The organism is Flavobacterium bernardetii, from assembly GCF_011305415.1.
GTDB lineage: Bacteria > Bacteroidota > Bacteroidia > Flavobacteriales > Flavobacteriaceae > Flavobacterium > Flavobacterium bernardetii.
This window is the reverse complement of sequence record NZ_JAANOQ010000004.1, coordinates 148,480-170,152: the sequence shown is the minus strand read 5'-3', so window position 1 is coordinate 170,152 and position 21,673 is coordinate 148,480. Positions and strand designations below refer to the sequence as shown.

General features: G+C 30.2%; 19 protein-coding genes. 14 read left to right on the top strand and 5 right to left on the bottom strand.

Features of this window, described 5'->3' with window-relative positions; genetic code table 11:
- Positions 1–70: 70 nt before the first annotated feature.
- Positions 71–2,485, top strand: coding sequence for a S9 family peptidase (locus G6N05_RS09280; RefSeq protein ID WP_166127460.1), 2,415 nt, complete (start codon positions 71–73; stop codon positions 2,483–2,485).
- A gap of 30 nt (positions 2,486–2,515) precedes the next feature.
- Here the strand turns inward: G6N05_RS09280 and G6N05_RS09275 are convergent, their stop codons facing one another.
- Positions 2,516–3,442 (bottom strand): ABC transporter ATP-binding protein, encoded by a 927-nt coding sequence (locus G6N05_RS09275; RefSeq protein ID WP_166127456.1) that lies wholly within the window; start codon positions 3,440–3,442, stop codon positions 2,516–2,518.
- Between the two features lie 60 nt (positions 3,443–3,502).
- Here G6N05_RS09275 and G6N05_RS09270 point away from each other — a divergent pair, with 60 nt between their 5' ends.
- Positions 3,503–4,093: a hypothetical protein gene (locus tag G6N05_RS09270; protein WP_166127452.1), complete on the top strand. Its 591-nt coding sequence runs from the start codon at positions 3,503–3,505 to the stop codon at positions 4,091–4,093.
- 73 nt (positions 4,094–4,166) lie between these two features.
- Here G6N05_RS09270 and G6N05_RS09265 read toward each other — a convergent pair whose 3' ends face one another.
- Both G6N05_RS09265 and G6N05_RS09260 read right to left on the bottom strand, forming a co-directional pair.
- Positions 4,167–4,862, bottom strand: a complete 696-nt coding sequence (locus G6N05_RS09265; protein WP_166127449.1) for an OmpA family protein — start codon at positions 4,860–4,862, stop codon at positions 4,167–4,169.
- Between the two features lie 7 nt (positions 4,863–4,869).
- Positions 4,870–5,352 carry a lipocalin family protein gene (locus tag G6N05_RS09260; protein ID WP_166127446.1) on the bottom strand — a complete coding sequence of 161 codons (483 nt, stop codon included), beginning with the start codon at positions 5,350–5,352 and terminating at the stop codon, positions 4,870–4,872.
- Between the two features lie 173 nt (positions 5,353–5,525).
- On the opposite strand from G6N05_RS09260, the gene htpG reads away from it, so the two are divergent.
- The 8 genes from htpG to G6N05_RS09220 all read left to right on the top strand — a co-directional run bounded on the left by htpG (position 5,526) and on the right by G6N05_RS09220 (position 13,089).
- A complete protein-coding gene (gene htpG, locus G6N05_RS09255; protein ID WP_166127444.1) occupies positions 5,526–7,406 on the top strand; it encodes a molecular chaperone HtpG in 1,881 nt (626 codons plus the stop codon).
- A 127-nt stretch (positions 7,407–7,533) separates the two neighbouring features.
- Positions 7,534–8,058 carry a superoxide dismutase family protein gene (locus G6N05_RS09250; RefSeq protein WP_166127441.1) on the top strand — a complete coding sequence of 175 codons (525 nt, stop codon included), beginning with the start codon at positions 7,534–7,536 and terminating at the stop codon, positions 8,056–8,058.
- An 80-nt stretch (positions 8,059–8,138) separates the two neighbouring features.
- Entirely contained in the window at positions 8,139–9,227 is a 1,089-nt protein-coding gene (locus G6N05_RS09245) for an SO2930 family diheme c-type cytochrome (RefSeq protein ID WP_166127439.1), read from the top strand.
- A 66-nt stretch (positions 9,228–9,293) separates the two neighbouring features.
- Positions 9,294–9,860, top strand: coding sequence for a YdeI/OmpD-associated family protein (locus G6N05_RS09240; RefSeq protein ID WP_166127437.1), 567 nt, complete (start codon positions 9,294–9,296; stop codon positions 9,858–9,860).
- A 1-nt stretch (position 9,861) separates the two neighbouring features.
- Positions 9,862–10,788 (top strand): TolB-like translocation protein, encoded by a 927-nt coding sequence (locus G6N05_RS09235; RefSeq protein ID WP_166127425.1) that lies wholly within the window; start codon positions 9,862–9,864, stop codon positions 10,786–10,788.
- Entirely contained in the window at positions 10,788–11,300 is a 513-nt protein-coding gene (locus tag G6N05_RS09230; RefSeq protein ID WP_166127418.1) for a GNAT family N-acetyltransferase, read from the top strand. The genes G6N05_RS09235 and G6N05_RS09230 overlap by 1 nt, the downstream gene beginning before the upstream one ends.
- A 3-nt stretch (positions 11,301–11,303) precedes the next feature.
- Positions 11,304–12,203 (top strand): hypothetical protein, encoded by a 900-nt coding sequence (locus G6N05_RS09225; RefSeq protein WP_166127415.1) that lies wholly within the window; start codon positions 11,304–11,306, stop codon positions 12,201–12,203.
- 55 nt (positions 12,204–12,258) lie between these two features.
- Positions 12,259–13,089: a hypothetical protein gene (locus tag G6N05_RS09220; RefSeq protein WP_166127412.1), complete on the top strand. Its 831-nt coding sequence runs from the start codon at positions 12,259–12,261 to the stop codon at positions 13,087–13,089.
- A gap of 62 nt (positions 13,090–13,151) precedes the next feature.
- On the opposite strand, the gene G6N05_RS09215 is transcribed toward G6N05_RS09220, so the two are convergent.
- The gene (locus G6N05_RS09215; RefSeq protein WP_166127408.1) at positions 13,152–15,290 is read right to left on the bottom strand and encodes a TonB-dependent receptor domain-containing protein; all 2,139 of its coding nucleotides are present in this window, start codon (positions 15,288–15,290) and stop codon (positions 13,152–13,154) included.
- A gap of 130 nt (positions 15,291–15,420) precedes the next feature.
- Here G6N05_RS09215 and G6N05_RS09210 point away from each other — a divergent pair, with 130 nt between their 5' ends.
- Genes G6N05_RS09210 through G6N05_RS09200 form a run of 3 tightly spaced genes read left to right on the top strand, consistent with a single transcriptional unit; the run spans position 15,421 to position 18,428 of the window.
- The gene (locus tag G6N05_RS09210) at positions 15,421–15,816 is read left to right on the top strand and encodes a DUF2721 domain-containing protein (protein WP_166127403.1); all 396 of its coding nucleotides are present in this window, start codon (positions 15,421–15,423) and stop codon (positions 15,814–15,816) included.
- Between the two features lie 57 nt (positions 15,817–15,873).
- Entirely contained in the window at positions 15,874–17,259 is a 1,386-nt protein-coding gene (locus G6N05_RS09205) for a DUF1800 domain-containing protein (protein ID WP_166127399.1), read from the top strand.
- Between the two features lie 5 nt (positions 17,260–17,264).
- Positions 17,265–18,428 (top strand): DUF1501 domain-containing protein, encoded by a 1,164-nt coding sequence (locus G6N05_RS09200; RefSeq protein ID WP_166127395.1) that lies wholly within the window; start codon positions 17,265–17,267, stop codon positions 18,426–18,428.
- 1 nt (position 18,429) lies between these two features.
- On the opposite strand, the gene G6N05_RS09195 is transcribed toward G6N05_RS09200, so the two are convergent.
- Positions 18,430–20,631: a tetratricopeptide repeat-containing hybrid sensor histidine kinase/response regulator gene (locus tag G6N05_RS09195; RefSeq protein WP_166127391.1), complete on the bottom strand. Its 2,202-nt coding sequence runs from the start codon at positions 20,629–20,631 to the stop codon at positions 18,430–18,432.
- Positions 20,632–20,750: 119 nt separating this feature from the next.
- On the opposite strand from G6N05_RS09195, the gene G6N05_RS09190 reads away from it, so the two are divergent.
- The gene (locus G6N05_RS09190; protein ID WP_166127388.1) at positions 20,751–21,647 is read left to right on the top strand and encodes an EamA family transporter; all 897 of its coding nucleotides are present in this window, start codon (positions 20,751–20,753) and stop codon (positions 21,645–21,647) included.
- Positions 21,648–21,673 lie beyond the last annotated feature (26 nt).

Sequence of the window (21,673 nt, the reverse complement as noted above, 5' to 3'; positions counted from 1 at the left end):
ATAGTAAAAAAATTTGGCTTCTTTACATTTAACCTTAATTTAGTGGCTCAAATACTAACTTCAAATTATAATGAAAAAACTGTTTACATTCTTGTTTTTAGGTATGGGTTTTTCGGCCGCTACAGCTCAAGAAAACGTCACATATCAAAAGCCTTCTAAAGAAATTTTAGAACTTGCCGATTACCAAAGAGCGCCTTCTGTAAATATGGATTCGAAAAAAGAATACATGTTGTTGAGTTACAGAAACACCTATAAAACACTTGACGATTTAAACCAAGAAGAAATGCGTTTAGGTGGTTTACGAATAAATCCTACTACAAACATCTCGAGCACAGTTACTTATATTAATAATTTGAAATTAAGAAAAGTAAAAGACAAAAACGAAATTCAAGTTAAAGGTTTACCTGAAAATGTTAGAATTACTAATGTAAGTTGGTCGCCAAACGAAAAGAAAATTGCGTTTACAAATACTACAAATTCTGGAGTGGAATTATGGATTATTGATGTGGTTTCGGCAACAGCAACCAAAATTACTTCTGATAATTTGAATGCGAATTTAGGAAGTCCGTTCAATTGGATGATTGACAACGAAACGTTATTGGTGAAAGTGTTACCAAAAAATAAAAAACCATTAATTGACGAGAAAAAAAATTTACCAAAAGGACCAACTGTTTCTACTGCTGATGGTTCAAAATCACAAAACAGAACATTTCAAGATTTATTAAAAAACAAAACAGATGAAGCAAATTTCGAATCGTTAGTGACTTCAGAATTATATAAAATTTCAATCTCTGGAAAAACGGAATTATTTAAAGCTGCTGATATTTATGCTGGCGAAAGTTTTTCTCCTGATGGAAAATATTTAATGTTAACTACTATTCAAAAACCCTTTTCATACATTGTTCCATTAAGTAGATTTCCTCAAAAATCCATTGTTTATGATGCTTTTGGAAAAGAAATTAAAATCGTAAACGAAGTGGCGTTGAATGAAATTATGCCAAAAGGTTTTTCTTCGGTAAGAAAAGGAAAAAGAAGTATGAGTTGGCGTTCAGACAAACCTGCGTCTTTATTTTATGTAGAAGCATTAGACGAAGGTGATCAAGCTAAAGAAGTGCCTTATAGAGATGAAATTTTTGTTTGGGAAGCTCCTTTTACAAACACAGCCACTTCTTTCTTCAAAACAAAGCAACGATTTGGTGGAATTATGTGGGGAAATGACAATTACGCTATTGTTTACGACAGTTGGTACGACACTAGAAATGCAAAAACGTATTTAGTAAATCCATCTAATGTTTCTGCAGAAGCAAAAATTATTTCAGATAGAAATTCACAAGATATTTATTCAGATCCAGGAGATTTTGAAACGAAAAGAAATGAATTCAACAAATATGTTTTAGCTATTGAAAATGACAATGTCTACTTAATTGGAAATGGTTTCACTAAAAACGGACAATTCCCATTTATTGATGAATTCAATTTAAAAACACAAAAAACTAAACGTCTTTACACTTCTACATATACTGATAAAAAAGAAGATTTATTGTCTGTCGAAGATTTCAAGAAAGGTGAAGTTTTAGTGATGATTCAATCGAAAAATGAGTATCCAAACTATTTCATGAGAAACATCAAATCGAAAAATAGTTTAACACAAATTACGGCTTTCGCGAATCCGTTCACAAGTATTAAAAATGTTTATAAAGAAGTAATTAAGTACAAAAGAAAAGATGGTGTAGAACTTTCTGGAACTTTATATTTACCTGCGAATTATGACAGAGCTGCGAAAAAAGAAAAATTACCTTTATTAATTTGGGCATATCCAGCAGAATTTAAAGATAAAAACTCGGCAGGACAAAATGATAAAAATCCAAATGAATTTACCTTTCCAAACTATGGTTCATTTGTATATTGGGTAACAAAAGGGTATGCGGTTTTAGACGACGCTTCTTTCCCAATTATTGGTGAAGACAAAACGGAACCTAACGATACATTTATCCCACAATTGGTTTCTAATGCTGAAGCAGCAATTGATGCGGTGGACAAATTAGGTTTTATCAATAGAAAAAAAGTAGCCGTTGGCGGACACAGTTATGGAGCTTTTATGACAGCCAATTTATTAACTCATTCTAATTTATTTGCGTGTGGAATTGCTAGAAGTGGCGCTTACAACAGAACATTAACACCATTTGGATTCCAAAGTGAGCAACGTAATTTTTGGGATGTTCCGGAAATTTATGCAGGTATGTCGCCTTTTAACACAGCTGACAAAATGAAAACGCCTTTATTATTAGTTCACGGTGATGCTGATAATAATCCTGGAACTTTTACTTTACAATCTGAGCGTTATTTCCAAGCTTTAAAAGGCTTAGGCGCGCCAGTGAGATTGGTTTTACTTCCGAAAGAAAGTCATGGTTATGCAGCTAAAGATAATATTTTACACTTATTATGGGAACAAGATCAGTTCTTAGAAAAGTATTTGAAAAACTAAAATAGAAATAGAAAATAGACTTGTAAAAATTTACAAGTCTATTTTTTTTAAGTAAACTAGTGTTGCTTTTGGAATTTCTTTTTCATTTTCAAAAAAGAGAATTTGATTTTCCAATTTAGCTTCAATTAAAAAACATTTTCCTTTAAAATAAGAAGTTAACACCTCAACTTTAAAATTTGACTTTTCTACAACATGAAATTGATTTGGATAAACTAACTGAACTTTTCCATCTATTTCAATTTCATTTACCTCGCCAAACAAAGCTGCTGTATATTTATGTTTTGGATGAAAATATAATTCTTTCGGCGTAGCTTTTTCTAAAATTGTTTTGTTTTTTAAAACGAGAACTTCATCTGAAAAAGACAAAACATCATTAATATCATGACTGGCAACTATTGTAGTAATCTGTTTTTCTTTTAAATAAGTAAATATTTTACGTCTTAAATCGTTCTTTCTAAAATTATCAATGTGTGAAAAAGGTTCATCTAAAAGTAACACTTCGGGTTCTTGAGCTAAAACTCTTGCCAATGCTACGCGTTGCATTTGTCCACCACTCAAAAATTTCGCTTTAACATGTTTAAATTCAGACATTTCAACCAAATCTAATAATTCATCAATACGATCTTGTTTTTTTTTCGGATAAAAATTCGATAAAAATTTACCCACATTTTCTCCAACAGTTATAAAAGGCATCAAATCGAAATCTTGCGCCAAATATTTCATGAAAGACATTCCTGGAACTAAATGAAATTTCGGACCTAAAATCTGAACATCATTCCAAAAGAACGTTCCGTTATCGCAATCTAAAAGGCCGTAAATAATTTTTAATAATGAACTTTTTCCACAACCGCTTTCACCAATTAGTGATAATTGTGCGCCTTTTTCTACTTCAAAGTCAATATTTTCAAGGATTGATTCATTTAAATAAGAAAATTTATTTAAGTTTATTTTTAGCATTATTTATATATATATTTTTTTTATCTTGCAGCACCCAAAATTATTAAAAATTTACTTAAAATGATGAAAAAAATATTTACCCTACTATTAGTATCTAGTTCTTTTGTTGCTAGTGCACAATTTGGAATTGAAGCGAATTACGGTATGAACGGCTCATACGACCCTAGCTATAATGGCTTTACTCACTTTGGCGGAGGTGTAAGTTATGACTTTGACGAAACAATTGGAGCAAAAATTGATTTTGGAATGGATGAATTTTCTATTCAAAATGATTTAAGAGGAAAGAAAACAGGAGTTTCAAATTTAAGAGTAACAGCTCAAGGAGTTGTTAATCTTAGTAACTTAGCAAATTCACGTGCTTTCTATAACAAGTTTAACATTTTAGCACACGGTGGTGCTGGTTTATCTATATTAAACTCAGATATTGATGAATATAAAAATACAGACCATTTATTAAACATAGTTGTTGGTATTACTCCAAGATACGAAATAGGTGAAAATTTTTATTTAACTGCAGATTTTTCTGCAATCGCAAATGTATCACAACACTATTTCTTTAATGGTGAATTATCATATGGTGATGCTGCCAATTCATTTACTGGTTTAATGTATAATGCTACTATTGGTATCGCTTATAAATTTGGAAAATAAAAAATTTAACGATTATACAAATAAAAAAAGAGGAACAAATGTTCCTCTTTTTTTATGCTTGAAATTTTAACTTTTAATTTCCAGATTCGTTTTTAGCATCTTCAATCATTTTGTCATTTGCTAAAATCGCAAACTCAACTCTTCTATTGCCAGCTCTTCCAGCTTCAGTTTCATTATTGTCAATTGGATCAGCTTCTCCCATTCCTAGTATTGAGAAACGAGAATTAGACAAACCTTTTCCCGCTAAATAACTTTTCACAGCATTTGCACGTTGTTCAGATAAATTTAAATTATATTCATCTGCACCTTTACTATCAGTATATCCGTAAATTTTGATATCTGTATCTGGATAATTTTTAAAAACTGGAACTAATTTATCTAAATTCGCTTTTGCAGTTGATGTTAATGTCGCTTTATTAAAGTCAAATCTCACTGAATTTTCACCTAAAACTAAACGAATTCCTTCTCCTACTCTTTCTACTTGTGCACCTGGTAATTGCTCTTGGATTTCACGAGCTTGTTTATCCATTTTTCTTCCAATTAATCCTCCTGCAACTCCACCAACAACTCCACCAATAACAGCACCTAAAGCACCATTACCACCTTTACCTAAGTTATTTCCAAGTACAGCTCCTAAAACAGCTCCACCTGCAGCACCAATTACAGCACCACGTTGAGTTTTATTTGAATTTTGAACTGCCTTACAACTTGTAAGTGCAGAAGAACTTAATATTAATATACTTAGTCCGATTGCAATTTTCTTTTTCATATGTAAATTATTTATTTATTTTATCAAATTGATATACAATTTCTGCACTATTACTCCCAACTGATGCTCTATCTATTAATTGAAAAGAAGTTTCAGTTTGATTAGCAATTCTTAACACATAACCGCCAGCAGTATGCTTAGCTTTTACTCCTTCAGTTAAAAACTTCATAACAAAATTTCCGTCTTTGTTTATAAACCAAGTAATACGACTACCATAAGTAACACAATTCGCTTTGTTTAACACCATTTCTCCTGTGTTGTTGTTTGAAACGAAATTCCATTGACTTCCTTCAAAACATTTTGCATCTGCAATATTAAAAGAAGTAACTTTAAAAACATCTGAACCTACGTAACTTACAGATGAAACTTGCCAATCTCCCTTAATTAATCTTTCTGATTTGTTGTCTAGCTTAGTGTTCGTTACTGTTTGTTTAGGCTTACAGGCAACAAAAAAAATCGCAAATACAAATAGTAATAACTGTTTTTTCATAATAATTTTAAATTTTACATTAATAATAACACAAATATACTGATAATTTTAAAATATACATTTATAGAATTAACGATAAGATTTATAGAATTAGTACTACGTCATTTTGTCAGATTTATTTTTTTGGTACTGAATTTGACTACTTCAAACTATAATTTTAAAACTCAAATACTATGACATCAGGAAAAATTAATGTTTCGGTTGAAAACATATTTCCCTTAATCAAGAAATTTCTATATAGTGATCACGAAATTTTCTTGAGAGAATTAATTTCTAACGGAACCGATGCCACTTTAAAGTTAAAACATCTTACAAGCATTGGCGAAGCTAAAACAGAATATGGCAATCCTATCATTGAAATTAAGATTGATAAAGAAGGAAAAAAACTTCACATTATCGACCAAGGAATTGGTATGACTTCTGACGAAGTGGAAAAATACATTAATCAATTAGCCTTTTCTGGAGCAGAAGAATTTCTAAACAAATACGAAGAATCAGCTAAAGATTCTGGAATTATTGGTCATTTTGGTTTAGGATTTTACTCTGCTTTTATGGTGGCTTCCAAAGTGGAAATTTTCACTAAATCTTTCAAAGAGGAACCAGCAGCACATTGGACCTGTGATGGAAGTCCGGAATTTACTTTAGAACCTCATTCGAAAACTGACAGAGGAACTGAAATTGTTTTACATATTGCAGAAGATTCCTTAGAATTTTTAGAAGAATTTAAAATTCGTGAATTACTTACGAAATACAACAAATTCATGCCTATTCCGATTAAATTCGGAACGAAAAAAGAAGCTTTACCAAAACCTGAAGATGCCGGTGACGATTACAAACCAGAATATCTTGAAGTTGATAATTTCATCAATAATCCGAATCCAGCATGGATGAAACAACCAACGGAATTAAAAGAGGAAGATTATAAATCATTTTACCACGAATTATACCCTTCTCAATTTGAAGAGCCATTATTCAATATTCATTTAAATGTTGATTATCCATTCAACTTAACAGGAATTTTATATTTCCCGAAATTAGGATCGGATTTACAAATTCAGAAAGACAAAATTCAATTGTACCAAAATCAGGTTTTCGTAACGGATAATGTAGAAGGAATTGTTCCTGAATTTTTATTAATGTTAAAAGGTGTGGTGGATTCTCCAGATATTCCTTTAAACGTTTCTCGTTCAGGTTTACAGGCTGATAGTAATGTGAAGAAAATTTCAAATTACATTACTCGAAAAGTGGCTGACAAATTGAAAGCATTATTCAATGAAAACCGTGAAGATTTCGAAGCAAAATGGAACGATATTAAAATAGTTTTAGAATACGGAATGCTTTCTGAACCAAAATTCTATGAAAAAGCTGGTGATTTCGTTTTGTATCCAACAACTGAAAACAAACATTATACGTTAGCTGAATTAAAAGAAAACTTAAAAGATTCACAAACAGACAAAGACGGAAAACTTGTTGTTTTATACGCGTCTAATAAAGAGGCACAACACAGTTATATTGACATTGCTAAAGAAAAAGGTTACGAAGTTTTATTGTTAGATTCGCCAATCGTTTCTCACTTAATTCAGAAATTAGAAGCAGATAATGAAAACCTAACTTTTGCTCGTGTTGATGCGGATCATATCGATAAATTAATCAATAAAGAAGAAACTCAAATTTCTAAATTATCGGATAGCGAAAAAGAAAGTTTAAAAACATCTTTAGAAGCAGTAATTCCTAAAGCATATTCAGTACAATTAGAATCTTTAGATAGCGAGGCGACTCCATTTATTATTACGCAACCAGAATTTATGCGTCGTATGAAAGAAATGAGTCAAAGTGGTGGCGGTGGAATGTTCGGAATGGGAAATATGCCAGAAATGTACAATTTAGTGGTAAATGCCAATTCAGAATTAGCAACTTCCATTTTACAAGCTAAAGATGACGCACAAAAAGAATTAGTAAAAAACGCTTTAGACTTAGCAAAATTATCTCAAGGCTTATTAAAAGGTGAAGAATTAACCGCTTTTGTAAAAAGAAGTTTTGAAACACTAAAATAACTAGATACAGAAATTGAAGATTCAACGAAGTTAATCAAGTTCAGAATAACACAAATAATCCTGTAAGAATTTTAAAACTCTTGCAGGAATTTTTATTACCTTTAACTTCAATTTTAATTGATATATTATGAAAAGTGTATTAATATATTTAGGAGCATTATTTGTTGCCGTGAATAGTTGTAAACCCTCAACAAAAACAATTGGGAACGAATTAAAACTCATTTTAGAACCAAAAAGTAAAAGTAAAGTTTCTGGCTATGCGACTTTTAAAGAAAAGAATGGCAAAGTAACATTTGAAGCCCACATTTCTGGATTAACTCCTGGAACACACGCCATTCACATTCATGAAAAAGCGGATTGCTCTAGCGTAGATGCAGCTTCAGCAGGCGGACATTGGAATCCAACATTTAAAAATCATGGAAAATGGGGTTCAGGCGAATGCCATAAAGGAGATATTGGAAATTTTGAAGCAGATAAAAATGGTTTTGGTACAATTACTTTAGAAACAGATGAATGGTGTATTGGCTGTGGAGATCAAACCAAAGACATATTAGGAAAAGGTTTAATTGTACATCAAAATGCAGATGATTTCGTAACACAACCTACTGGAAATGCAGGTGGAAGAATGGCTTGTTCTGCAATAATTAGATAATTTAAAACCAAATTAATCCTGATAGATTTTTATATTCTATCAGGATTTTTTTACTATATTGCAAATCAATATTTTACCGAATGAAACTACTATTTAAATTAACTATTTTATTAACCTTAGTAACTTTAATTTCTTGTAATAAAGAAGACGTAAGTGAAGAATATGCAACGATTCCAGTATCTCCAGTGATAATGGATTTAACACAAGTTCCCTATCCAAAACTTTCAGATTATAATTTTTTTGAAGGTGAAATCAAAAATCAGAAACCTGTTTATGGCGTGATTCCTTTCAAACCAGAAAGCGAATTATTTACAGATTATGCAGAAAAGAAAAGATTTGTTTGGATTCCAACTGGATTAAAAGCAACATATGTAAATGATTATTCCGTTTTAGAGTTACCAGTAGGTGGCGCTTTAATAAAGAATTTTTATTACAATAATGTGCAGCCATCTAACACTACAAAAATAATTGAAACTCGAATTATGATTCGAAAAGCAAGCGGTTGGATTTATGCCAATTATGTTTGGAATGACGAACAAACTGAAGCTTTCTTAGATTTAAATGGAAGCACGAAACAAATTACATGGATTGACAATAATTCCGTTTCTAGAACCATCAATTATGACATTCCAAATGAAGTAAAATGTGCTGGATGTCATACTATTTCTAACATTAAGAGACCAATCGGAATTAAACCTCAAAACTTAAATGGGAATTATAACTATGCAGATGGAACCTATAATCAACTTTCAAAATGGAAAAGTTTAGGGATTTTAGAAAGCAATACGCCAAATAATATCAATTCGGTCGTAAATTACAAAGACACGTCAAAACCTTTAGAAACTAGAGTTCGCTCTTATTTTGATGCGAATTGTGCACATTGTCATCAACCTGGAGGTTATGCTGATTTTTTTGATTTGAAATTAGAATTTAAAGAAACTACAAACCAAACAAATATGGGAGTTTGTGTAAATCCAAACCATACCATTCCAGGTATAGAAGGAAGAATTGTAAGACCAGGAAATTTAGCACAATCCTTGTTATATTACAGAATGACCACGAATGACCAAAATTACAGAATGCCTTTTTTAGGAAGAACAATTGTTCATGATGAAGGCGTCGCTTTAATTGGTCAATGGATAAATTCTTTGACGGGTTGTCCAAATTAGATTTTATAAAAAGTAATCCTGTTCCATTCTGACAGGATTTTTTTTATATTTGAGAAAAATATTTAAATGTCAAACAAACCACTACTCTACTTTAAAAACCATAACGAATGGCGTAATTGGTTACATGAAAATCATGATAATCACACTGTTGTGGAATTAATTTTCTATAGAGTGGATAGTGAATTTGAAAGTATGCGTTGGGAAGAAGCTGTAAAAGTGGCTATTTGCTATGGCTGGATTGATTCTACAGTTAGAAAATTAGACGAAGAACGCAGAAAACAAACCTTTACACCAAGAAAAGACAAAAGCGTGTGGAGCAAGGTCAACAAAAAATATATTGAAGACTTAATTGCTAATAATTTGATGCACGAAACTGGCTTAAAAAAAATTGAAACTGCGAAGCAAAATGGTTCTTGGGAAAGTTTAGACGCCGTTGAAAATTTAGAAATTCCTGAAGATTTACAAACTGAATTTGACAAGAATACAGTCGCAATGGAAAACTATACTAATTTCAGTAAAAGTTATAAAAAAAGCTATTTATATTGGTTAAATCAAGCCAAAAGAACTGAAACCAGACAAAATAGAATTACTGAAATCATTTCGCTTTGCGAGAAAAACATCAAATCGAGATAAAATGTTGAAAAAGAACTCCTATCTAATCTTATTATTTATTTCAGTAATTGGATTTTCGCAAACACAAACCAAACCCTATCCTGCTTTCGATTTCTTGAAAAAGTATATCAATACTAGAGATTTAGCACTTTCTTCAACTCAAGATGAAGTGTATTTTACGGTTCAAAATACCAATGAAGAAGTTTCTGTTATTGCGTTTTCTAAAAAAGAAAATAAAAAATGGATCGAACCAAAATTGACTAATTTCACTGGAAAGTTTAGAGATATTGAACCTTTTTTGTCTTCGGACGGATTGAAACTTTATTTTTCTTCGAACCGACCACTGCACGATTCTATTACTAAACCAAAAGATTATGATATTTGGTATGTGGAAAGACAAAATTTAAAAAGCGATTGGTCAACTCCGAAAAATTTAGGTGCGCCAGTGAATACTACAAATAATGAATTTTATCCATCGTTAACGAAATCTGGAAATATTTATTACACTTCAGATGGCACGAAATCATTAGGAAAAGATGATATTTTTTTCAGTAAATGGGAAAACAACACCTATTCTGAACCAACAACTTTAGGATTAAATATTAATTCTGCAGGTTATGAATTTAATGCTTTCGTATCTACAGATGAAAAATTCTTAATTTTCACAGGCTATAACAGAACGGAAGGTTTAGGAAGTGGCGATTTATACATTAGCTACAAAAACAAAAACAACGAATGGGAAAAAGCAAAAAATATGGGCGCAGAAATAAATTCTACATTAATGGATTATTGCCCGTTTTATGATGCGAAAACCGAAACTTTATACTTTACAAGTAAACGAAATTCGGTTTCAAATTTGGGTTTCAAAACTATGGAAGAATTAGAAAAAGAAATCAATAAATATGAAAATGGTTTAAGTAGAATTTACAAATTAAATATAAAACTATAATGAATCTTCAACCTACAATAGCAAACGAATTGCTACAAATTATACCGTTAATAGAAGCTGATTTTGGAGAATTATTCGCCATAGCTTCTGACGAATTACTTTGGGAACAACATCCTGAAAAAGACCGTTATAAAAAAGAGGTTTTTCAAGATTTCTTCAAAAACGCAATAGAATCAAAAAGTGCTTTCAAAATTATTGATGTAAAAACGGAAAAAGCAATTGGTTCTACTCGTTTTTACGATCTTAATGAAGCTGAAAAATCAGTCGCAATTGGCTATACTTTTATCTCCAGAAAATATTGGGCAACACCTTATAATCGTGCTTTAAAAAATTTGATGATTAATTATGCTTTTCAATTTGTTGAGAAAATTATTTTCCATGTTGGAGATACGAATTTTCGTTCGCAAAAAGCAGTTGAGAAATTAGGCGCCTTACATACTGAAACTTTCTTAGTTGAAGAAAATGGTAGAACACACATAACATATACTCTAACTAAAGAAAATTGGAAATAAAAAATGAAAAAATTCCTATTTCATTTATCAAAAATTATTTTTCCAATTCTCTTTTTCTTTTTGGTTTTAGAAATTGCTCTTCGTAAAATCCCTAACGATTATCAATTAAAAAAAGAATATTTAGACCAAAATGCCTCTGAAATCAATACCTTAATTTTAGGAAGTTCACATACTTTTTATGGCGTCAATCCAGCATATTTTTCTAAAAAAACCTTTAATGCCGCTTATGTTTCACAAACTTTAGATTTAGATAATGATTTTTTAAATTCTTACCAATCCAGACTTAAAAATCTAAAAACCGTAATTCTTCCAATTTCCTATTTTAGTATGTTTGAAACTCTAGAAACTGATGTAGAAAAATGGCGAATTAAAAATTACATCTTATATTATGGTTTCGAAAACAAATACCACTTCACTGATAATTTTGAATCTTTGAGTAACGACATTAAATTGAATGTAAAAAAAGTGGTTAAACATTATGCTTTAAATAAATCTTTCATCACCTCATCCGATTTAGGTTGGGGAACAAATTTCAACTCAGAAGACAGAAAAACTTTTAAAGGATTACTCACTGCGAAAAAACATACGGCAAAAAACTTTGATTTATATGATGAAAATTTGAAATCGTTGCGTGAAATTATCACATTATGCAAAAAAAACAACATTAATATTGTTTTCATAACAACACCAACTCATAAGTCATATTACCAAAACTTAAATAAAATTCAGTTAGAAAAAACGACTAAAACCATTTCAGAAATAGTGAAAGATAATTCAAATTGCAAGTACATAAATTTATTAAATTCTAACAAATTTACTGATGAAGATTTTCATGATGCTGATCATTTAAATGAAATTGGCGCACAAAAATTATCTTTATTTTTAAATAATGTAATAAATTGATTAAACCTTTTCTGATTTTACTTGTCTTATTATTAAACCCTTTAAAACCAATACTATGAAAAACTTAAAAATGTATTTTTTCGCATTAGTTCTTGTCTCTTTTATTTCATGTACGAAAGAAGATGACAAATCTACAGAAAATGTTGACAGTGAAATGGTTGGCGCAAATATGACAGCAGATTTCACAAGTGAATTAGATTTTAACTCAGGAATTGATATCGCAAGTAACAATTCTAGTTATTCTAGCAAGACTACAAATGAAGCTAGCGTTGTTCCAGCTTGTGCCACAGTAACCGTAAACAATACAACACCTGGTGTTTTTCCTAAAATTTTTACGGTAGATTTCGGAACTGGTTGTACTCAAAATGGTATTACTCGTTCAGGGATATTAACCATTACACTTTCTGGTTATGTGATGACTAATGGTTCAACAATGACCATTGAAAGAAGTAATTATTATGTGAATTTAAGAAAAATTGAAGGAACAGTTGTTTATACGAATGAAACTACAAATGTTGCTATTCCTCAATGGACAAGAACCTTGACGAATGGAAAAATTACTTTACCAAACGGAGCCGTATTTACACATTCTGGTACAAGAACAGTCAAACAAACTGCTGGTGTTTCTACTCTATTATTAGGTGACAATATTTACGAAGTCATTTCAGGTACACATACTGTAAACAGACCAAACGGTTCTACTTTAACATCTACAATTGTGGAACCTTTAATCAAAAAATATGCTTGTAATTACATTTCTCAAGGTAAATTGAATTTACAAGGAACTGTTTTAGACGGTGTTTTAGATTACGGAAACAATAACTGTGATAATTTAGCAACTTATTATCATAATCCTAACGGACAAACTTATAATGTGAATTTATAAAAGTTCATTAGTTGTGTATATTTAAAAAAGCCATTTGTTATTACAACAAATGGCTTTTTTTTTTAATTCCCTATAACAGTTCCGCCTTCTTCTTTTTTCTCATCTTTTAGCATGTTTTGATCTACTTTTGCTGCTTTGTTTTTTGTTGGCAATTTGTAGTTAATGGTGAATCCAAATCTACGTGTGTCATTTTTACTGTAAGACAATAAAGGTTCATTAATTGGTCGGAAATAACTTCTGTTCATATTAAAAATATCATCTCCAAAAATGGAAACTGTCAATTGATCTTTTAAGAATTTCTTGCTAAAAGTCACATCTACAAAGTTATTAAAAGGCTTATCTGCCACAAAATAAAAATAATTTCCACCTGAAGTAATCAGTCCAAACTCCGTTACAAACTTTATCTTTTTAGGCAATAAAATTTGCGACATTAAGTTGAAATTCCAAAAACCTTTCGTATCTAAATTCGGAATTTGATGCAATTGATAACCGGTATAAAAATAGATAAAATTAAGTGTATCTGGATTCACATCAAATTTCATAGTTTCTTTCAATCCCTTTGAAAAAAGCATATATGGTAATGGAAAAGCAAAAGTAAAATTATGAATTTTAACTTCCGAAACATTAAAACTACTGTTTTCTACCAAGTTGCCATTCAAACTCACTTGCTGAACAACTTGATTTTTTGAGCTACTTAAACTATAACCAAGATATGCGTAATCAAAGGCGCTTAGTTTGACTTCAAAATTATTAAATATGGTTGGTTGTAAATTTGGATTACCAACCGTGCTGATATTTTGATTTTGATATGTGGTATTGTTTGGATTTAAAGCCGAAGTTGACGGCAAGGTAATTTTCTTATTATAATTCATATTAAAGAAAATCTGTGGCGTTATATTATACTGAACTGTTGCGTTCGGAAACCATCTAAATTGTTCGAATGGTATTAAATCTGCAGTTGGTGTTTTACCTCCAATTTCATAATTTTCCGCTCGTGAACCTAAAATAAAATCGAACTTATTGTACTTAGCTTGCAATTCTAAATAAGTGGCAGCAGTTACTCTTTCGTATTCTAAATTTGTAGTATTAAAGTTCCTAGCTTCAAAAAGTAATTTCTCGTACAAAGCACCAAAACTCACTTTTCCTTCATCTAAGATTTTTAATCCTTGGGAATAATCGAACTTTCCGTTATAATAATTTTGATCCGAATAGTTATCTAAAACAGTATTTCCTAAAACATTCGAGGACAAATTAAAATCGTTTTTATTGTTGTTGTAATTGAAAACAAAATCTAGTTTCTGACTTTTATTATCAAATCTTTTCTGATATGTTATTGTGGCATCTTGTCTTGTATTATGCGATTTTCCTTTATCAAATGTGGTAAATCCTACTCCGGAACTTTCTGTTTCACTATTGTTATTTGCATAATTGACATCGTAATTTAATAATAATCTGTCTTTTTTATTAATATCAAAAGTTAAACCTGATTTTAAATACTGACTTCTATTAATTCTATCACTTTCCGTTTTTGATAAAATATCCTTATTATTGGTGTTTAAAAACGCTGTCCAAAGCGCATTTTCTCTATAATTTTGTCCGAAATTTAATTGCCAACCAAAGTATTTGTTTTTCGCATTTAACAACACACTGTTGTAAGTTCTATATCTTGTTTTATCAAATGTATTAAAAGCAGAACTGCTGGTATAAGTGGCACTTAAATATTTTTTTGCGTTTTTATTGGTGATTATATTCAGAATCGCACCACCAGAAGTCGCTGGAAATTCGGCTCCCGGCTGCGTGATTACTTCAATTCTTTCGACAGAATTGGCAGGCATTCCTTCTAAAAAAGAATTCAATTCGTTACTTGAAATATTTAAGGGACGACCATCTAAAAACACTTCTAACTGCTTACCTTGATACATCATTCCGGCAACATCAGAGGCAATTAATCCTGGCAATTGTTTGATGGTTTCCATCAAAGTTCCAGAATTTAGGTGTGACTGATTTGAAATATTAAAAATAGTTCGGTCAGGTTTGTGTTCGATTGCCTTATTTTGCTTGACAATTTTGACTTCTTCAATCTGATTATCTTTTTGAATTTCTGCTTGCGCTTTTTCATTTTTAACTTTTGTGGAATCTTGCGCTTGTACAAAAGAGGCCAAACACAAGGAGAATAAGAAAACTTGAACTAATTTTTTCATAAATATTAAATAAAAACCTAAAATTGAATTACTCTGTTAGTACAAAATTTCTTAAAAAAGTTACAATAAAGTTCCGTTAAAAACAATTATCTTTAAACATTATAATTCTGCACCACTAAATTCAAACAAAATGAATCTATCCATTGAAACTCCTGCCCTCTTATTCTCTGCTACTTCGTTAATTTTATTAGCCTACACCAATCGTTTTTTAACCATTGCACAAATTGTGAGAAGTTTAAAAAAGAATTACGATCAAGAACAAAACAAATCCATCTTAATAGAAATAAAAAACTTAAACCAACGAATTACACTGATACGTTTAATGCAACTTTTCGGCGTAATGTGTTTATTCCTTTCTGTTTTTGCCATGTTTTTACTGTTCTTAAACTATGAAACGTTTGGGATTTATATTTTTGGAGTGAGTTTATTATCGTTACTTATTTCATTAGGTATTTCATTCTGGGAAATTAGCATTTCAGTAAATGCTTTACGCGTTCATTTAAAAGACTTAATGGAAGAAAATTGAATCTTGATTAAACCTTCACCTGTTTTTCGTGTCTAATTTATATAAATTCAGAAACTTATGCGAAATTCAAATCTTTGGTCGTTACGATTAGGCTTTTCTGGAAAAGAAGCGCTTCAAATAGAAAAAAGCGGAATTGAAGTATTTATAAAAAATTCTATCAAAGCTTCTTTTGAAAAAAATATGCCTTCCTTTTTGAAAGATGATCCAAAATCATTAGCCGAATTAAAAGAAATTAGACAACAAATAAAAGGAGCCACTTCTGAAGAACAAAAACAACTTGTAAAGAAACAATTTCTTTCTAGTTTAGAAATGAAAGCTTGGTGGTTAGATAAAATGATCGTTTCCGAATTTCCTTTAAGAGAAAAAATGACTTGTTTTTGGCACAATCATTTTGTTTCTACCGTTCAGAAAGTAAAAGTAAATTATTGGATATATCAACACAATCAAATCTTAAGAGAAAATGCTTTCGGAAATTACAAAGAATTAACCAAGAAAATTCTGAAAACCAATGCCATGGTTCGGTATTTAGATAATGTTGATAATCGTAAAGACAAAATCAATGAAAATTTAAGTCGGGAATTATTGGAACTTTTCACTTTAGGAATTGGCAATTACACAGAAAACGATATTAAAAATGGTGCCAAAGCTTTAGCAGGTTTAGGATTAGGAGAAACTGAAGGGCAATACCGAAGTTTTTTTGAAGACAACGATACGATTACTTATTTAGGGAAAACTGGTAAATTTAAAGTGGACGATTTAGTAGATATTATTTTCGAACAAAAAGCCATTCCGTATTTAATTACCAAAAAAATACTAAAATGGTTCATTTACGACAATCCGAAAGAAGAATTAGTAACTTATTATGGCGATTATTTTCGAAAAGTAAATTTTGAAATAGAACCTTTATTACTGAAAATTTTCACAGAAGAATATCCAAAAGAAACTGCTGGAAGTAAAATCAAAGATCCATTAGTGTATATTTTACAATTGACCAATGAATTGAAAATAACTGAAATCAATACAGAAGTTTTAGCTTTATTTTTGACGCAACAAGGCATGGATTTATTCAATCAACCCAATGTAAAAGGTTGGGATGGTGGCAATAACTGGTTAACTTCACAATTATTTTTGCAACGACATAATGCCTCCGATTTTTTATGTAACGGAAGAATGTTAAACCGAAAAGTGCTTAAAGGAAATGATATGGCAACTTCAGAAATGATTAAAACTATAAAAGTGGGAATCGATTTTAAAAAAGGAAGCAACAAACAAATTATTTCCGAATTAACAGAACGATTGGTATTTCAAAATAATGAAGAACTACAAAAAGATATGGAACAAGTTTTAAAATACGATTTTGATGCGTCGAATGAAAATGCGGAAAAAGCTGTTTTACGTTTGTTCAATTACATTACAAAAACTCCAGAATACCAACTAATTTAACGACTATGAACAGAAGAAATTTTTTATCGTTAACAGGAACTTTCACTGGCGGTTTGTTGGTGTTACCTGAGTTTTTACACGCGTATGGAACTAGTAATTCAATAATTACTGGCGAGCAATGTGTGGTTTTTATTCAATTAAATGGTGGAAATGATGGTTTAAATACGTTCATCCCATTTGATAATGATTTGTATTATGCATTACGACCAAAAATAGCGTTATCTAAAAATGAAGTTGTTGGAAAATACAAAGGAATGGCCTTTCATCCGGCCCTAAAAGACTTTGCCAATATACAACAAAACGGACATTTAGCTGTACTTCAAAATGTAGGTTATCCGGAACCGAATCGTTCGCATTTTAGAAGTCAGGAAATTTGGCAAACGGCTTCAGATTCCAATAAATATATGAATGAAGGTTGGCTGGGAAGATATTTAGATTTACAATGCAAAGAACACAATCCAATTGCAGGAATTAATTTAGACAGCATTGACAATTTGGCGTTAAAAGGCATTGAACCTAACTTCATTACCGTAAAAGATCCGAATAAATTCAAATCAAATGCGGAAACAGAAACGGTAAAACTTTCCAATAATCCGCAATTAGATTTTGTGCGAAAAATTGCCAATTCTGTTTCTGAAGGTGCGACAGAAATTCAAAAAGCTTTGGTAAATTCTAAATCAGAAATCTCCTATCCAAAATCAGGTTTAGGAAAAAATTTAGAATGGATTGCCCGATTAGTAAAAGGGAATTTAAACTCAAAAGTATATTATACTTCTTTGAACGGATTTGACACACATGACAATCAATTAGCGATTCATAAAAATAAATTAACGGAATTAAACGATGCTGTTTTTAGTTTTTATTCTGATTTGAAACAAGTCAACGTGTTACAAAATGTAACAATAGTTGTATTTTCAGAATTTGGTAGACGCGTAAAAGATAACGGAAACGGAACAGATCATGGAACAGCAGCGCCTATGTTTATAATTGGTGGAAACAATAAAGGTCAGGTTTTAGGTAAAAATCCAAATTTATCAGATTTAGATAATGGCGATTTAAAACATGAAATTGATTTCAGAAGTGTTTATGCCTCAATTTTAGCATCTAAACTTAATTTTAATCCAACACAAATCGGCATTTCAAACAAAAATTTAGAAGGATTATTTTAATCTAAATTAATTCTCTATTTAAGGCATTATAAAGCTTATCAATTTCAAAAGGTTTCCAAAGAACCCCATTAAAATAGGTAACATTATCTTGTTCTGCTTTCGTTAAAGTATCTGCAGTTAAGGCTAATATTGGTGTTTTAGAATTCGTGTTTTCAGTTGTTTTTATTATTTTAGTTGCTTCATATCCGTTCATTTCGGGCATATGGATGTCCATTAAAATAATATCATATTTTTTCAATTTAACGGCGTCAACTGCTAGTTTTCCATTTTCTACATGATCCACTAAAACACCCCATTTTTGCAATAATTTTTTCATTAACATGGCATTTATAGCTGTGTCTTCAACTAACAACACCACTTTGTTAATTAGTTTGGTAAAATCTTGCTCTGAGCTTGGTAGTATTAAATCCGTTCTTTCTAGTTTTAATTTAAAGAAAAAAGTTGATCCAATCCCAATTTGACTCTTCACTTTAATTTCACTATTTAATAATTCCAATATTTTTTTTACAATAGCTAAACCTAATCCAGTACCACCTTGCTTTCTAGTTAAAACTGGTTTAATTTGTGAAAAACTAACAAAAATTTCTTTTAAATTTTCACGTTTAATACCTTCTCCTGTATCAATAATTTCAAATAAAAGGTAATCAAATTTTTCATCTGATTTAATTTTCGAAATATTTAATTTCACACTACCTCTATCTGTGAATTTAATAGCATTACTAATTAAATTATTCAGCACTTGTGTATATTTTGTTTCGTCTAAAAGATAATTAGTTTTAAGCTCAACATCAATATTCAGTAACAAGGAGATTCCTTTATCAACAGCAACTTTATTATAAATATTTACAATACTGGCAGTTGTTTTTGGAATAGAAACAGGTGTAAATAATAATTTTTCTTTATCAGAATCTAATTTTGAAAAATTTAAAACATCATTAACTATATTAATTAAATTGTTTGAAGCAAATTTTAAATTTTCAATTAAGGATTGGCCTTCTTCGGAAACTTGTTCGTTTAGTAAAGGGATAATAGTGGTTATGGCATTTAATGGTGTACGAATTTCGTGACTCATAACCGACAAAAAATCCTGTCGAGAACGCATGGCATTTAATTCATCTTCATTTTTTTTATTTAAAATTTCTTGACGTTCTTTCTCCAACTGGGCATCTTGCTCTAATTTTTTCATTTTTAAAAGCAAGTCATAATTTTCAATAACATTTATAGTTTGAGAATTTAGCACGCCTGCTTTTTCTTCATCGAAAAGTTCTAAATATTCTAAAGCTAAAGCGGAATTATTCAATTTTTTATTAATCAGATAAAACAATTTATACAACTTAATATTTATCATTGTTATATTCTGAAACTTTGCAATTTTCAATCCTTTATTTGCATAAAAAAGCGCATTATCATAATCATCATTATCATAATAAAGTTGTCCCATTTTATTACAAACCATTGAAACACCCATAACATCACCCATTTTTTCATGGATTTCCAAAGCAAGGTTTAAATAATAAAAGGCATTTTCAAAATCATTTAACTTTAGATATACTTTGCCCTTTCCATAATAGGCAAAAGCAGAACCTCTTACATCATTTGATTCAATTTTAAAAGCGATAGATCTTTCAATTAAATCCATAGCAAATTTATATCTTTTTGCTTTTAACAATAAACCTGAGAGGTTATTATAAACATTGGATTCTAAATTTTTATCATTTATTAATTTTGCATTTCTGACGGCTCTTTTATAAAAGCTATAGGCATTCACTTCATCACCAATGTACTCATAGATGGTTCCAATAGATTTTTCTGCTCTTGATTGATTAAAATAATCATCATATTTTTTAAAAATTTTCAGAGCGTCAACAAAGTAAATTAATCCCAGATGATAGTTATTCGTTTTGTAATATACTCCTGCTATGGTATATTTTACATTAGCTACACCCATTTCATCACCTAAAGATTCGTAGTAAATTAATGCTTCATTTGAATAAGATGTAGATTTTTCAATTTTACCAGTTATCATACAGTATAAAGAAAGCTGGCTTAAACATTTAGCTACTAAAGGTATTAGGTTTTCTTGTCTACTTATTTGTAAGGCTTCTTCTCCAAGTTCAATACTTTTAGATAAATCATTAATTCTAACTTCATGAGCTAAAGCTAACAATTCATTTATTTTAGATTCAATTTTAGATTTTGACATGATATCAAATGAGTATTTAGGAACAAACAAAAATAACTAATTTATTTTATTATAAACATATTGAGTATGTAAAAACATTTAATATCATATCTTTGTCGGCTTTTTATAAAATGAGAAAGATGAGAAATGATATATTAAAAGGAGTTTTTTTAGTTGCCTTAGGTGCAACGAGCTACGGAATGTTAGCTACTTTTGTGAAATTGGCTTATAAAGATGGGTTTACAACAGCTGAAGTAACTTCATCACAGTTTATATATGGAATAATTGGTGTGTTAATCATTAATTTATTCCAAAAATTCAATAACAAAGAAAAAGCAGTTCAAGCCAGTACGAAAAACATCACTCAATTAATGATTGCTGGTACTTCATTAGGAATGACAAGTGTATTTTACTATTTATGTGTACGATATATTGATGTTTCAATTGCAATTGTTTTATTAATGCAAACCGTTTGGATGGGCGTTTTATTAGAATGGTTTTTAGATAAAAAATTACCTTCTACACAAAAAATAGTTTCTGTACTTATTGTGCTTTTTGGAACTTTCTTAGCCACTAAATTATATGAATTCAACATCAAATTAGATTGGAGAGGCATTTTCTGGGGAATTTTAGCCGCTGCTTCTTTCACTACAACTATGTTTACTGCTAACAAAGTCGCATTAGGTATTTCTTCTGCACAAAGAAGTCTATACATGCTTTTGGGTGGTGCAGTAATTGTATTTGCTTTCTCAGCTTTTACACAAGTTGGAGCTTTAAACCTTGATATTTTCAAAAATTATGGCTTATTTTTAGCACTTTTCGGGACTATAATTCCACCAATGTTACTAAACGCTGGTTTCCCAAAAACAGGATTAGGATTAGGAAGTATTGTAGCTTCATTAGAATTACCTGTTTCAGTAATGATGGCTTATTTAATTTTAAAAGAAGAAGTTGTAATCTGGCAATGGTTTGGTATTTTGTTAATTATATTGGCCATTGTAATTATGAACATTAACTTTTCTAAAAAGAAAATCTAATTTTTCTTGTTAATAAGTTTATTTTC